Origin of the sequence: Pseudomonas sp. P20 (assembly GCF_016463925.1) — a bacterium.
Taxonomy (GTDB): Bacteria; Pseudomonadota; Gammaproteobacteria; order Pseudomonadales; family Pseudomonadaceae; genus Pseudomonas; species Pseudomonas aeruginosa.
This window is the reverse complement of record NZ_JAEMVM010000011.1, coordinates 94,112-108,360: the sequence shown is the minus strand read 5'-3', so window position 1 is coordinate 108,360 and position 14,249 is coordinate 94,112. Positions and strand designations below refer to the sequence as shown.

At 64.9% G+C, this 14,249-nt stretch carries 15 protein-coding genes; 5 read left to right on the top strand and 10 right to left on the bottom strand.

The genetic code is table 11. From position 1 onward, the window contains the following. Positions 1–2 precede the first annotated feature (2 nt). The 9 genes from flgH to JHD77_RS17060 all read right to left on the bottom strand — a co-directional run bounded on the left by flgH (position 3) and on the right by JHD77_RS17060 (position 6,536). Positions 3–698, bottom strand: a complete 696-nt coding sequence (flgH, locus tag JHD77_RS17100; protein ID WP_031756161.1) for a flagellar basal body L-ring protein FlgH — start codon at positions 696–698, stop codon at positions 3–5. Between the two features lie 45 nt (positions 699–743). Beyond that, entirely contained in the window at positions 744–1,529 is a 786-nt protein-coding gene (gene flgG / locus JHD77_RS17095) for a flagellar basal-body rod protein FlgG (RefSeq protein ID WP_003082164.1), read from the bottom strand. 46 nt (positions 1,530–1,575) lie between these two features. Next, the gene (gene flgF, locus JHD77_RS17090) at positions 1,576–2,325 is read right to left on the bottom strand and encodes a flagellar basal-body rod protein FlgF (RefSeq protein WP_003082159.1); all 750 of its coding nucleotides are present in this window, start codon (positions 2,323–2,325) and stop codon (positions 1,576–1,578) included. Positions 2,326–2,542: 217 nt separating this feature from the next. Beyond that, entirely contained in the window at positions 2,543–3,931 is a 1,389-nt protein-coding gene (flgE, locus tag JHD77_RS17085; RefSeq protein ID WP_003082154.1) for a flagellar hook protein FlgE, read from the bottom strand. A 27-nt stretch (positions 3,932–3,958) separates the two neighbouring features. Further along, entirely contained in the window at positions 3,959–4,672 is a 714-nt protein-coding gene (gene flgD, locus JHD77_RS17080) for a flagellar hook assembly protein FlgD (protein WP_003082153.1), read from the bottom strand. Positions 4,673–4,684: 12 nt separating this feature from the next. Further along, positions 4,685–5,125 carry a flagellar basal body rod protein FlgC gene (gene flgC, locus JHD77_RS17075; RefSeq protein WP_003082150.1) on the bottom strand — a complete coding sequence of 147 codons (441 nt, stop codon included), beginning with the start codon at positions 5,123–5,125 and terminating at the stop codon, positions 4,685–4,687. A gap of 5 nt (positions 5,126–5,130) precedes the next feature. Then, a complete protein-coding gene (gene flgB, locus JHD77_RS17070; protein WP_003082144.1) occupies positions 5,131–5,538 on the bottom strand; it encodes a flagellar basal body rod protein FlgB in 408 nt (135 codons plus the stop codon). 251 nt (positions 5,539–5,789) lie between these two features. Next, positions 5,790–6,152: a DUF5064 family protein gene (locus JHD77_RS17065; RefSeq protein ID WP_003082140.1), complete on the bottom strand. Its 363-nt coding sequence runs from the start codon at positions 6,150–6,152 to the stop codon at positions 5,790–5,792. A 66-nt stretch (positions 6,153–6,218) separates the two neighbouring features. Beyond that, a complete protein-coding gene (locus JHD77_RS17060) occupies positions 6,219–6,536 on the bottom strand; it encodes a DUF2288 domain-containing protein (RefSeq protein WP_003086400.1) in 318 nt (105 codons plus the stop codon). A 298-nt stretch (positions 6,537–6,834) separates the two neighbouring features. Between JHD77_RS17060 and JHD77_RS17055 the strand changes: the two genes are divergently transcribed. The 5 genes from JHD77_RS17055 (at position 6,835) to JHD77_RS17035 (ending at position 11,858) form a co-directional block, all read left to right on the top strand. Continuing rightward, positions 6,835–7,956 carry a branched-chain amino acid ABC transporter substrate-binding protein gene (locus JHD77_RS17055; protein ID WP_003082136.1) on the top strand — a complete coding sequence of 374 codons (1,122 nt, stop codon included), beginning with the start codon at positions 6,835–6,837 and terminating at the stop codon, positions 7,954–7,956. A 260-nt stretch (positions 7,957–8,216) separates the two neighbouring features. Further along, positions 8,217–9,140, top strand: coding sequence for a high-affinity branched-chain amino acid ABC transporter permease LivH (gene livH, locus JHD77_RS17050; protein ID WP_003086391.1), 924 nt, complete (start codon positions 8,217–8,219; stop codon positions 9,138–9,140). Further along, positions 9,137–10,390 (top strand): high-affinity branched-chain amino acid ABC transporter permease LivM, encoded by a 1,254-nt coding sequence (locus tag JHD77_RS17045; protein WP_003082131.1) that lies wholly within the window; start codon positions 9,137–9,139, stop codon positions 10,388–10,390. Before livH ends, JHD77_RS17045 begins: the two co-directional genes overlap by 4 nt. Then, positions 10,387–11,154 carry a high-affinity branched-chain amino acid ABC transporter ATP-binding protein LivG gene (livG, locus tag JHD77_RS17040; RefSeq protein WP_003082125.1) on the top strand — a complete coding sequence of 256 codons (768 nt, stop codon included), beginning with the start codon at positions 10,387–10,389 and terminating at the stop codon, positions 11,152–11,154. The genes JHD77_RS17045 and livG overlap by 4 nt, the downstream gene beginning before the upstream one ends. Positions 11,155–11,156: 2 nt before the next feature. Continuing rightward, on the top strand, positions 11,157–11,858 hold the full coding sequence (locus JHD77_RS17035) for an ABC transporter ATP-binding protein (RefSeq protein WP_003086389.1): 702 nt from the start codon (positions 11,157–11,159) through the stop codon (positions 11,856–11,858). Between the two features lie 75 nt (positions 11,859–11,933). On the opposite strand, the gene JHD77_RS17030 is transcribed toward JHD77_RS17035, so the two are convergent. Next, entirely contained in the window at positions 11,934–14,228 is a 2,295-nt protein-coding gene (locus JHD77_RS17030) for a hypothetical protein (protein ID WP_191519253.1), read from the bottom strand. Positions 14,229–14,249 lie beyond the last annotated feature (21 nt).

Here is a 14,249-nt window from a genome sequence, read left to right as displayed (position 1 = left end):
CCTCAGAACGGCCACAGCGGGCTGAGGAAGAAGCGGTCCAGCCAGCCCGGCTGACTGGCATCGGCGAAGGCGCCGGTGCCGGAATAGGTGATCCGGGCGTCGGCCACGCGGGTCGAGGACACGGTGTTGTCGGTGGCGATATCGTCGGCGCGGACCAGGCCGGCGATGCGCACCAGCTCGTTGCCGGTGTTCAGGGTCATCCACTTCTCGCCGCGCACGGAGAGGATGCCGTTGGGCAGCACCTCGGCCACGGTCACGGTGATCGAGCCGGTCAGGCTGTTGCTCTGCCCCGCCTGGCTATCGCCCTTGGCGTCGCGCGAGCCGCCGTATTCGGCGCTGAGGCTGAGGTCGCCGCCGCCGATCGGGTTGTTGGTGGTCATGCCGCTGCCGAACAGCGAGGTCAGCCCCATCTTGGTCTTGCTGTCCTTCTGGATATCGGAGTTGGCTTTCTTGCTCGCCTGGGTCTTCTCGTTGAGGGTGATGGTAATGATGTCGCCCACGCGGAAGGCCTTGCGGTCGTCGTAGAGGTTCTGCTCGAAGCCGGCCTGGTAGATCGCGCCGTTGTTCTGCGCGGCGGGCAGCGGGGTGCGCGGCAGCACCGGCGCGTAGTACGGATCGTTCGGCTTCGGCGGTGGATTGACGCAACCGCTCAGGGCGGTGGCGATGCCAAGCAGGGAGACGATCATCAGCCGGTTCATATCAAGCTACCTCGCGGCGTACAGCCAGGGCCCGGTCAGGGCCCGTCAAAGATTCTGGGTGACGAAGGACAACATCTGGTCGGCGGTGGAGATGACCTTGGAGTTCATCTCGTAGGCGCGCTGGGTGGTGATCATGTTCACCAGTTCCTCGACCACGTTGACGTTGGAGTTTTCCAGGGTGTTCTGGGCAACCGTGCCGAGGCCGTTGAGACCCGGCGTACCGACCTGCGGCGCGCCGCTGGAGCCGGTTTCCAGGAACAGGTTGTTGCCGATGGCCTGCAGGCCGGCCGGGTTGATGAAGTCGGCGGTCTGGATGTTGCCGATCACCTGCGGCTGGGCGTTGCCGGTGGTGGTCACCGAGACGGTGCCGTCCTGGCCGACGGTGAAGGTCTGGGTCTCGTTGGGCACCACGATCGCTGGCTCCAGGGCGAAGCCGTTGGAGGTGACGATCTGCCCGTCGGAGTTCAGGTGAAAGCTGCCGTCGCGGGTGTAGGACACGGTGCCGTCCGGCAGCAGGACCTGGAAGAAGCCGCGCCCGTTGACCGCCATGTCCAGCGGCTGCTCGGTGGTCTGCAGGCTGCCCGGGGTGAAGATCTTCTGGGTGCCGACGACGCGCACACCGGTACCCAGTTGCAGGCCCGAAGGCAGCTCGCTGTCCTGGGTCGACTGGCCGCCCGGCTGGCGCCGGATCTGGTACAGCAGGTCCTGGAACTCCGCGCGGTCGCGCTTGAAGCCGGTGGTGGATACGTTGGCCAGGTTGTTGGAAATGGTGGTCAGGTTCATGTCCTGGGCGGACAGACCGGTCTTGCTGACCCACAGTGCCGATAACATCGTCGTGCTCCTCGGGTGCCGGTTTTATGGCACCACGCTCAAGTGATTAGCTGATTTGCAAAACCCGCGCCATGGCCGCCGAATCGTCCTCGGCGGTGCGCATCATCTTCACGTGCAGCTCGAATTGACGGGACAGCGAGAGGATCGCGGTCATCTCTTCCACCGCGTTCACGTTGCTGCTTTCCAGGAAACCGGAGACCACCTTCACGTTGGCGTCGGCCAGCGGCGCCTGCTCGCCCGGCTGCGGCTTGTAGTGCAGCAGGCCGTCGGTACCCTTCTCCATCTGCTTCAGGTTCGGGTTGACCAGCTTGATCCGGTCCACCACGGCGACCACGTTGGGGTTCTCGCCAAGGGCGCGGATGCTGATGGTGCCGTCCTGGCCGATCTCCACCTTTTCCTCCGGCGGCACGGCGATCGGCCCACCGTTGCCGAGCACCGGCAAGCCGTCGCCGGTGCGCAGCATGCCGAGGGCGTCGATATGCATGCCGGCGGTACGCACGTAGGCCTCGCTGCCATCCGGCGCCTGGACCGCGACGAAGCCGTCGCCGTCGATGGCGATGTCCAGCTCGTTGCCGGTTTCCTGGAGGCTGCCATGGCTGAAATCGGTACCGGGCCGCTCGCTCATGGCGAATACCCGCGCCGGGAAGCTGTCGCCGAACACCTGCATCGAACGCGCCTGCTCGAAGTCGCGACGAAAGCCGCTGGTCGAGATGTTCGCCAGGTTGTTGGCATGAGCACGCATCGCCAGGGTGTTCTGGCTGGCCCCGCTCATGGAGACGTACAGCATCTTGTCCATCGAATCCTCCAGGCACCGGCACAATCCGCCGGGCTTTCTTGCAGGTTATCCAGCAAGCGCCGTGCCAGAATTCGAAAAAACAATTAATACATTGATTTAAAAGGATTTTATAAAACAGAAAGCCTCCTTTCGGAGGCTTCGGGGGCAACCCCTGGCCATGGGTTGCCGCTGGCGGCAAGGGCCTTGCCGGTGCCCGGACGGCACCGGCACGCCGTCATCAGCGCAGGTTGATGATGGTCTGGGTCACCGCATCCTCGGTCTGGATGGTCTTGGCATTGGCCTGGTAGTTGCGCTGGTGGACGATGAGGTTCACCAGTTCGTTGGAGATGTCCACGTTGGACGCTTCCAGCGCGCCGGATTGCAACGCCCCCAGGGTGCCCGAGCGCGGCGCGCCGACCGCCGGCTCGCCGGACTCCGAGGACTGCACCCAGGAGGTCTTGCCGATCGGCGTCAGGCCCTGGATGTTGGCGAAGTTGGCCAGCACCACCTGGCCCTGCACCTTGGACTGGCCGTTGGTGTAGCGGGCGAAGATCACCCCGGTGTCGTCGATTTCCAGGCCTGCCAGCTGACCGGTGGTGTAGCCGTCCTGGATCGGGTTGCTCTGGGCGAACGCGGTGGAGTACTGGGTGGTCTTGCGCATGTCGAAGGAGATGCCGCTGGCGGCACCGGTCGCGCCGTTCCAGGCGTAGGTCGGCGGGGTCTTGCCGTCCGAGGCCGCCGGAATCCAGCCGGTGCCGGGAGTCGGCGGATTGCCGGTGGCCGGGCTGAACTGGATCACGTTGGTGGTCGCGTCGATGCTGAAGCCCGGCCCGCTGGTGCTGCCGTCCGGCGCCCGAACCGAGGTCATCTGGCCGCTGGCGTCGAAGGTGACGTTGAAGCTCATCGGCGTCTTGTTCGACGGATCGAGCGGATTGACGCCGTCGATCAGCACTTTCATGGTCCAGCTGTTCTCCGGAATCGGCGGGGTCGCATTCGGGTCCGGCTCGTTCTTGATGAAGAACTGGCTCATGGTGTGGGAGTTGCCCTGGCTGTCATAGATGCCCAGCGAAGAGGACGAGTTGTAGGTAGCGGCGTCGGACGGATCGAACGGCGTCACGGTCGGCGGCTTCAGCGTCGAGTTGAGGTTGTACGACTGCTGGATGCTCGAGGTGGCCTGCGGCGCCTGATTGGCGCGCTCGACCTTGAGGTCGGTGACCACGCCGTTCTGCAACTGGCCGTTCGGCCCGACGGCATAGCCCTGCAGGCGGTAGCCGTTGTTGTCGACGATGAAATCCTGCTTGTCGGTATTGAAGTAGCCGGCGCGGGTGTAGCTGATCGCCCCGTTGTTGCTGGTGACGAAGAAGCCGTTGCCGTTGATGGCCAGGTCCAGCACGCTGTTGGTCGAGTCGATGTTGCCCTGCTTGAACATCTGCGAGACGTCCGAGAGCAGCACGCCGCTGCCCTGCGGGTTGCTGCCCGAACCCAGCACCGAGGCGGCGTAGACGTCGGCGAACTCCGCGCGGGATTGCTTGAAGCCTACGGTGCCGGCGTTGGCGATGTTGTTGCCGGTGACGTTCAGGCCGCTGGAGGCCGCCTGGATACCGCTCAGGCCGATGTTGAAACTCATGGATAGCTCCTTGCCGGAAACGCCGGCTTACTGGCCGATGATCTGTACTTTGGACAGCGCGATGCTGCCCAGGCCTGCGAGGTTGAGCATCAGCTCGCCGCCGTTCTGCCCCAGGGTGACGCTGTCGACGTTGGCCGGCAGGTAGGTCTGGAGCCCGTAGGTCTTGCCGTCGATCGAGGTCTGCGCCTCGAACTTGTAGGTGCCCGGCGGCATGATGTTGCCGCTGCTGTCCTTGCCGTCCCACATGAAGCTGACGCTGCCGGCAGCCTGCTGGCCAAGGTTGATGCGATTGACCACGGTGCCCTTGTCGTCGTAGACGTTGACCCATACGTTGCTGCTGGAGACCGGCAGGTTGAGGGACGCCTTGAAGGTGTCCTTGGTGTCCACCACCGACTTGTCGGTCGCCACGATGACCTTGCGCCCCACCAGCGACGAGGCTTGCAGGGCCTGCGACGACTGGTAGTTGGAGAGAATGCTCTCCATGCTCTTGTTCAGCGACTGCACGCCTTCCACGGTGCTGAACTGGGCCAGTTGGGCGATGAACTCGCCGTTCTGCTGCGGCGACATCGGGTCCTGGTTCTTCAACTGGGCCACCAGCAGCTTGAGGAATTCGTCCTTGCCAAGGTTGCTGCTGCCCTTGACGCTCTGCCCGGTCTCGGTGGCGCCGCTGCCGGCGGCGCGCTTGCTGCCGTTGACGTTGCCGGTGTTGCTGCTGGTGCCGCTGACGTTATCGATGCTCATGCTCTACTCCGCTCACTGACCCAGGGTCAGGACCTTCTGCATCATCTGTTTGGCGGTATTCATCATTTCCGCGTTGGTCTGGAAGGCACGGCTGGCGGAAATCATGTCGGCCATTTCCTCGACCACGTTCACATTGGGGTAATACACGTAGCCGTTGGCATCCGCGGCCGGATGGTTCGGCTCGTAGCGCGGCATCAGCGAACTCTGGTCCTCGACGATGCCCAGCACCTGCACGCCGGCGCCGGAGCTGTCCTGGTCGGCGAACAGCGAGCCGCTGTCGCCCTGGGCCTGCTGGAACATGGTGGAGAACACCGGATGGCGGGCGCGGTAGGTCTTGTCGACGCTGGAGGAAACCGTCTCGGCGTTGGCGATGTTGCTGGCCACGGTGTTCAGGCGGGTGCTCTGGGCGCTCATGCCGCTACCGGCAATGTTGAAGACACTGGCGAGGGACATGGCGGTTACTCTCCACGCAGGGCGCTGACCAGCCCTTTGAATTTGCTGTTGAGGAAGGTGAAGGACGCCTGGAAGTGCATGGCGTTCTCGGCGTAGTTGGCCTGCTCGATCTGGGCGTCGACAGTGTTCTGGTCGATCGACGGCTGGACCGGGATGCGGTACTGCAGGCTGCCCTCGCCCATGCCGAAACCTTCGGCGGCGATATGCCGCTCGTTGGTGGTGCGGGTGGCGAAGGTACCCTTGGCGGCCTTGTCCTTCTGCTCGGCGAGAACCGCGGCGAAGTCCAGGTCGCGAGCCTTGTAGTTCGGGGTATCGGCGTTGGCCAGGTTGTTGGCCAGCACTTCGGCGCGCTGGGCGCGGAAGCTGAGGGCCTGCTGGTGGATACCGAGTGCTCTGTCGAAACTGATGCTCATGGCTGCGAACCTGTTTGCCGGTGTGGCTTTCGTCGCCAACACTTCAGCAAGGCCCGTGCCAGATTATTAAAATCCTTTATATTCAAGAACTTGAGTTTATTTCAGGACAACCCGGAAGCGGCAAGCGGCAAGCCGTTTCCGCTTGCCGGCAAGGGTGGCAAGCCCCTGAACGGCCTCTCCGGCAAACGAAAAAAGGCCCGATATCGTCGATATCGGGCCTTTCCCATGCTTCCGGCCGCCGGGGACACGGCTCACTCGTGGCGAATGATCCGCTCGAGATCCACCGGTTCGCCGGGATGGGCATGCAGCTTGGCGCGAATGTCCTCGAACATCGCATCGTATTCCTTGTGCACCCGGGTGATCGCGCCGAACTTCGGGTGCAGGCCGTGCTTCTGGGCGACCCGCGTGGCATCGCTGGCGAAGTTGAAGGCGGTATCGCGCGGCAGCTCGAAGGAGTCGCTGAACGGCTTGCCGTCGATCTCGCCGTCCATGTCGAAGTGCACATAGGCGCCGGATTCGGCGTTCTGCCGCACCTCGTAGCGGATATGGATATTGATGTCCTGCTGGTCGAGGCCGGGCAGGCTGACCAGATGGAGGTGGCCTGGTTCGAACATGACGAATCTCCTGGTGGGAATCGGAATCAGTCTAGCCAGGGTCGAGCGAAAGAAAACCGCCCTGGATCAGTGCAACGTCGCTTTTTCCGCGCGTTCCTGAATGACCACCCAGGGCGCCACCACCACCGCCCAGAGGGTCGGGTCGCGTTCGAGGAAGTCCTTGGCCGCATCCTCCCCGACCTTGCTCAGGCCGCCGCCGGAAAGCCAGGCGGCGACCTTCTCGCGGTCGTCCCCGGCCAGGGCCTCGGCGACTTCCACCAGGTCCAACGCGGCATCGACCTGGAGCAAGGCGCCACGGGCGAAGAACGGTTGCAGCTCGGCCCAGGAAATGACCGCGGTCTCGCCGAGCAGCTTGGCATAGAGGGTGCTAGTTTGTTCTGTCATGGGATCTACCTGGATTGCATGGGCGCCATGATAACGCCCGCCGGTAGCCCACGACAGCCGAAGGGAAACCGGGCCCAGGGAGGTGAGGCAGGTCCGCGCCGTTTTTCTATACGTTTATGTCAACCAGGCGACACGACTCACGGGAGCTCGCCGTGCCGTGCTTTTCAAGCGACGAAGCGCCGCTCTACACTGTACCGGTACAGTTCCCGGGGTCCGTCCATGACGATCACCCGGTCTCCTCCGGCCCCCGCGGCCGCGAGACTACAACAATGACAACACACAAGAAGAGTGGAGCACTATGAAGAAGGGTACTCAGCGTCTATCCCGCCTGTTCGCCGCGATGGCCATTGCCGGGTTCGCCAGCTACTCCATGGCCGCCGACACCATCAAGATCGCCCTGGCTGGCCCGGTCACCGGTCCGGTAGCCCAGTACGGCGACATGCAGCGCGCCGGTGCGCTGATGGCAATCGAACAGATCAACAAGGCAGGCGGCGTGAACGGCGCGCAACTCGAAGGCGTGATCTACGACGACGCCTGCGATCCCAAGCAGGCCGTGGCGGTCGCCAACAAGGTGGTCAACGACGGCGTCAAGTTCGTGGTCGGCCATGTCTGCTCCAGCTCCACCCAACCCGCCACCGACATCTACGAAGACGAAGGCGTGCTGATGATCACCCCGTCGGCCACCGCCCCGGAAATCACCTCGCGCGGCTACAAGCTGATCTTCCGCACGATCGGCCTGGACAACATGCAGGGCCCGGTGGCCGGCAAGTTCATCGCCGAACGCTACAAGGACAAGACCATCGCGGTACTGCACGACAAGCAGCAGTACGGCGAAGGCATCGCCACCGAGGTGAAGAAGACCGTGGAAGACGCCGGCATCAAGGTTGCCGTCTTCGAAGGCCTGAACGCCGGCGACAAGGACTTCAACGCGCTGATCAGCAAGCTGAAGAAAGCCGGCGTGCAGTTCGTCTACTTCGGCGGCTACCACCCAGAAATGGGCCTGCTGCTGCGCCAGGCCAAGCAGGCCGGGCTGGACGCGCGCTTCATGGGCCCGGAAGGGGTCGGCAACAGCGAAATCACCGCGATCGCCGGCGACGCTTCGGAAGGCATGCTGGCGACCCTGCCGCGCGCCTTCGAGCAGGATCCGAAGAACAAGGCCCTGATCGACGCCTTCAAGGCGAAGAACCAGGATCCGAGCGGCATCTTCGTCCTGCCCGCCTACTCCGCGGTCACCGTGATCGCCAAGGGCATCGAGAAAGCCGGCGAGGCCGATCCGGAGAAGGTCGCCGAGGCCCTGCGCGCCAACACCTTCGAGACTCCCACCGGGAACCTCGGGTTCGACGAGAAGGGCGACCTGAAGAACTTCGACTTCACCGTCTACGAGTGGCACAAGGATGCCACCCGGACCGAGGTCAAGTAAGCATCGTTGCAGTACGGAGCCCACGTCACCCACCGTGGGCTTTGTTTTAGTACCCGCATGATTCCGCGAGCGGCGGCCCGGCAAGGGCAGGCGAAGACCGGCAGCGTTCACTCCTGGTGGACGGGAGCGCGGCTTTCCCCTGCCTCCCGCCGGCCCGCCGCGCGCCGGATCGTGACGGGTCTCAGCAGCGTTCCGGCCCCACACCCGCGAGCCGAACGTCTACCTGCCGTACAACGGCGGGCGTTTAGCGAGAGAGTCCCATGCCCGAGATTTATCATTACCTACAACAATTGGTTAACGGCCTGACCGTCGGCAGCACCTATGCGCTGATCGCGATCGGCTACACCATGGTCTACGGCATCATCGGCATGATCAACTTCGCCCACGGCGAGGTGTACATGATCGGCTCGTACATCGCCTTCATCGCCATCACCCTGCTGGCGATGATGGGGCTGGACAGCGTTCCGCTGATGATGCTCGCCGCATTCGCCGCCAGCATCATCGTCACCAGTGCTTTCGGCTACAGCATCGAGCGGGTCGCCTACCGCCCGTTGCGCGGCGGCAACCGCCTGATCCCGCTGATCTCCGCGATCGGCATGTCGATCTTCCTGCAGAACGCCGTGATGCTCTCGCAGGACTCCAAGGAAAAGGCCATCCCGACCCTGCTGCCCGGCAACTTCGTGTTCGGCGAAAGCAGCATGAACGGCGTGGTGATCTCCTATATGCAGATCCTGATCTTCGTCGTCACCTTCCTGGTGATGTTCGGCCTCACCCTGTTCATCTCCCGCTCCCGCCTGGGCCGCGCCTGCCGCGCCTGCGCCGAGGACCTGAAGATGACCAACCTGCTGGGTATCAACAGCAACAACATCATCGCCCTCACCTTCGTCATCGGCGCCGCCCTGGCCGCCGTCGCCGCGGTGCTGCTGGGCATGCAGTACGGCGTGATCAACCCCGGGATCGGCTTCCTCGCCGGGATCAAGGCGTTCACCGCCGCGGTGCTCGGCGGCATCGGTAGCATCCCCGGCGCCATGCTCGGCGGCCTGCTGCTGGGCGTCGCCGAAGCCTTCGGCGCCGACGTGTTCGGCGACCAGTACAAGGACGTGGTGGCCTTCGGCCTGCTGATCCTGGTGCTGCTGTTCCGACCTACCGGCATCCTCGGTCGTCCGGAGGTGGAAAAAGTATGAGCCAGTCCCTCAAGCGCGCGCTGTTCAGCGCCCTCCTCGTGATCCTGGTGTCCTATCCGATCCTAGGCCTGAAGCTGCGCACCGTCGGCATCAAGCTCGAGGTCCTCGGCGCCGATGCGCAGACCCTCTGGACCATCGCCGCGGCCGCCCTGGCCATGTTCGTCTGGCAGCTGTTCCGCGACCGCATCCCGCTCAAGCTGGGTCGCGGCGTCGGCTACAAGGTCAACGGCAGCGGCCTGAAGAACTTCCTCAGCCTGCCATCGACCCAGCGCTGGGCGGTCCTCGCCCTGGTCGTGGTGGCTTTCGTCTGGCCGTTCTTCGCCTCGCGCGGGGCGGTGGACATCGCCACCCTGATCCTGATCTACGTGATGCTCGGCATCGGCCTGAACATCGTGGTCGGCCTGGCCGGCCTGCTCGATCTCGGCTACGTCGGCTTCTACGCGGTAGGTGCCTACACCTACGCGCTGCTCGCCGAGTACGCCGGGTTCGGCTTCTGGACCGCCCTGCCGATCGCCGGGATGATGGCCGCGCTGTTCGGCTTCCTCCTCGGCTTCCCGGTGCTGCGCCTGCGCGGCGACTACCTGGCGATCGTGACCCTCGGCTTCGGCGAGATCATCCGCATCCTGCTGCGCAACATGACCGAGATCACCGGCGGTCCCAACGGCATCGGCTCGATCCCCAAGCCGACCCTGTTCGGCCTGACCTTCGAACGCCGCGCGCCGGAAGGCATGCAGACCTTCCACGAGTTCTTCGGCATCGCCTACAACACCAACTACAAGGTCATCCTGCTCTACGTGGTGGCCCTGCTGCTGGTGCTGCTGGCCCTGTTCGTGATCAACCGGCTGATGCGCATGCCGATCGGTCGCGCCTGGGAAGCGCTGCGCGAGGACGAAGTGGCCTGCCGCGCTCTCGGTCTCAACCCGACCATCGTCAAGCTCTCCGCCTTCACCATCGGCGCCAGCTTCGCCGGTTTCGCCGGCAGCTTCTTCGCCGCCCGCCAGGGCCTGGTGACGCCTGAGTCCTTCACCTTCATCGAGTCGGCGATGATCCTTGCGATCGTCGTGCTCGGCGGCATGGGTTCGCAGCTCGGCGTGATACTCGCCGCGGTGGTGATGGTGCTGCTCCAGGAAATGCGCGGGTTCAACGAATACCGCATGCTGATCTTCGGCCTGACCATGATCGTGATGATGATCTGGCGTCCCCAGGGACTGCTGCCGATGCAACGCCCGCACCTGGAGCTGAAGCCATGAGCCGACCGATTCTCGAAGTGAGCGGCCTGACCATGCGCTTCGGCGGCCTGCTGGCCGTCAACGGCGTCAACCTGAAGGTCGAGGAAAAGCAGGTGGTCTCGATGATCGGCCCGAACGGCGCCGGCAAGACCACCGTGTTCAACTGCCTGACCGGCTTCTACCAGCCCACCGGCGGCCTGATCCGCCTCGACGGCGAGGAGATCCAGGGCCTGCCCGGTCACAAGATCGCTCGCAAGGGCGTGGTGCGGACCTTCCAGAACGTCCGCCTGTTCAAGGAAATGACCGCGGTGGAGAACCTGCTGGTCGCCCAGCACCGCCACCTCAACACCAACTTCCTCGCCGGCCTGTTCAAGACCCCGGCATTCCGCCGCAGCGAGCGCGAGGCCATGGAGTACGCCGCGCACTGGCTGGAGGAAGTCAACCTTACCGAGTTCGCCAACCGCAGCGCCGGCACCCTCGCCTACGGCCAGCAGCGACGCCTGGAGATCGCCCGCTGCATGATGACCCGCCCGCGGATCCTCATGCTCGACGAGCCGGCCGCCGGCCTCAACCCGAAGGAGACCGACGACCTCAAGGCGCTGATCGCCAAGCTGCGCAGCGAGCACAACGTGACGGTATTGCTGATCGAGCACGACATGAAGCTGGTGATGAGCATTTCCGACCATATCGTGGTGATCAACCAGGGCGCCCCCCTGGCCGACGGGACGCCGGAGCAGATCCGCGACAACCCGGACGTGATCAAGGCTTATCTGGGGGAAGCGTGAGCATGCTGAGTTTCGACAAGGTTTCCACCTACTACGGCAAGATCCAGGCGCTGCACGACGTCAGCGTGGAAGTGAAGAAGGGCGAGATCGTCACCCTGATCGGCGCCAACGGCGCCGGCAAGTCGACCCTGCTGATGACGCTCTGCGGCTCGCCGCAGGCGGCCAGCGGCAGCATCCGCTACGAAGGCGAGGAACTGGTCGGCCTGCCCTCCTCCACCATCATGCGCAAGAGCATCGCGGTGGTCCCGGAAGGCCGCCGGGTCTTCTCCCGCCTGACGGTGGAAGAAAACCTGGCGATGGGCGGCTTCTTCACCGACAAGGACGACTACCAGGTGCAGATGGACAAGGTGCTGGAACTCTTCCCGCGCCTGAAGGAACGCTACGAACAGCGCGCCGGGACCATGTCCGGCGGCGAACAGCAGATGCTCGCCATCGGCCGCGCGCTGATGAGCAAGCCAAAGCTGTTGCTGTTGGACGAACCTTCGCTCGGCCTGGCGCCGATCATCATCCAGCAGATCTTCGAGATCATCGAGCAGCTGCGTCGCGAAGGCGTCACCGTGTTCCTCGTCGAGCAGAACGCCAACCAGGCGTTGAAGCTCGCCGATCGCGCCTACGTGCTGGAGAACGGCCGGATCGTCATGCACGACACCGGCGCCGCCCTGCTGACCAACCCGAAGGTGCGCGACGCCTACCTCGGCGGCTGAGCACCGTCCCGCCGGAGACTTCAGCGCATACGAAAACGGCCCTCACGGGCCGTTTTTTATGCCGAGGCGTACCGGCTACAGGCCGTAGCGCTCGATAGCGTCCAGGTGCGGCTGGGTGTCGACCTCCGCCGCTTCCGCCAGGCGCAGCCAGCACATGCGGTGCGGCCATTGCCCGGTGGCCTCCTGCAACGCCTGGTGCAGGTCTCGCGGCGCCTGCTGCGCGGGTGTCGCGACGGTGAAGTAGATCGCCCGCAGTTCCTCGCCGCTGCTGGCATCGGTGACCTGGTAGTCGCGGTTGCTGTGCACCCAGACCTTCCAGCCGCGCGCGTCGAGCGTTTCGCGGAAGGCGTCGAAGGCCTCGTCGCCCGGATAGACGCCGTCCACCAGCCAGCTCGGCGAGTAACCACCGCTCTCGAGGACGTGCACCACCGCATAGGTGGGAACGAAACGCTTGCGTTCCTCCTCGTCTTCCGGAGCCGGATAGATCAGGCCGGCGTCGAACACCACCCAGTCACCGACCCGCTGGCTGCGGTTGCCCGGCGCGTTCTCGAGGACCCGCGCGGTCACCGGGCCGGTGCGCCGGGCGTAGTAGTCGAGCGCTTCGCCATCCTCGATGTAGCGGACGATCACCCAGCCCCAGTCTTCCTCGATCGGTCCGTCGCCGGCGGCGAACTCCATGCCCATGCCGGCAGCGACCTCGCGCAGCATCTTCCAGTCGCGCGCGGCGCTGGCGGCGGTCATCTGGTCCCACTGCACCGACTGCGGCTCCTCCAGCTTGCCGGCCAGACGCTGGTAGGCCAGCGCCGCCTCGGCGAAGCGATCCTGCTCCATCAGCGCCTTACCCAGCAGGCTGTGGGCTCCCAGCGAGCCGGGAGAAATTTCCAGCACCGATTGGCTGGCGCGCTCCAGCTCCGGCCAGTCGTTGAGTTTCTCGGCCAGCTTGACTTCGCTCCACAGCGCGATCAGCGGCACGCTGTCGGCGTAGAGCCGGCCGAGGCGCTTGACCTGGTCGTACTCGCCGCGGGCCAGCAAGGCATTGAGCAGGTAGTAGGCCAGTTGCTGCTCCTCGTCGGTGTGGCGCTCGACGTACTCCCAGAGCAGGTCGATGGCCTCGTCGTCGGCGGAGCAGGCCTGTAGCGCCGAGGCGGCCACTTCGCGCAAGGCGGTGTCGTCGGGCCGCTCGGCCAGCGCCTGGAGCAGCCACTGCACTTCTTTCTCCGGGTTGCGCGGCGCGTCTTCGCTGCCCTGCGCAGCCAGCCAGTCGAGCAACTCCGCAGCCGGCACCGGCAGCTCCTGCTGCTGCGGCGCGGCATCGATCTCCTCCCTCAACCCGGCGAGCAACTGGCTGGCGCCCCGATCGCGCTGCAACTGTTGAGCATGCTGTTCGGCCAGCGCCAGGTGGCGCCTGGCGCTCCATACCGAACCGCGTTGCAACGCGAGGCGGATGGCCTGGCTGGCAACATCGATGACCACCCGGTGCGCGCCCTTCTGCGAGTAGTGTTCGAGCATCTGCTGCAGGCGCCCGCCGAAGTCCCAGGTGTTGCGCTCAGGGGTCCGTTGCAGCAGCAGGTAGACGGCGCGCAGCCAGATCGTACGATAGCGCGGGGCAATCTCGGAGAACGGCAGCAGCGCCTCCAGGGCCTCCTCGTCGCGCCCCAGCAACGCCAGGCCGTGGGCCTTGTACAGACGCCGCGGCTGGCTGATGTTGTTCCACTCCGCGCCCTCGACCTTCTCCTCCATCTCGCCGATCAGGGCCAGCGCCTGTTCCGCGCGCCCCAGGTTCAGCAGGATCGCCACGCGCATCTCCAGGAGGCTGTCGAATACCTCCTCGCCGGCGGCGAGGATCTTCTTCTCCTGTTCGGCCAGGAAGGCCAGGGCATCTTCGCCGCGCCCGTCGTCGAGCAGCGCCTCGGCCTTCTCGTTGCTCAGACAGTGGAAGCAGGCCCAGGTCGGGTCGATCCGCGCCAGGGTCTCGTCGCACACCTCGATGCGTTCCTCCACCCAGCCCGGGCCGTCGACGTTGGCGTAGCACGACGCCAGGTCCTGGGTCACGCAGACCGACTGCGGGCAGGCCTGGGTGTCGTCGCGGTTGGCCAGTTCGAACAGGGAAACGGCGTCGGCCAGGGCGGTCTCACCCTCCAGTTGGTTGCCGACCCGGTTACGCATTTCCCAGTGGCGGACGAAGATTTCCAGCCACGGGTTGTTCAACGTCCGGCTCAGCGCCTTGACCTCCGGCAACAGCGCCTCGGCGCGCTCCACCTCGAGGTCGCAGACGTACGCGGTGAGTTCGTCGATCAGCCGCGCACTCTGCTCCTGGCCGGCCTCACGCAGGTCGGCGCGGAGCTTCTCCACCCAGTTCCAGATATCCATATGCTTCAGTCTCCATCAGGC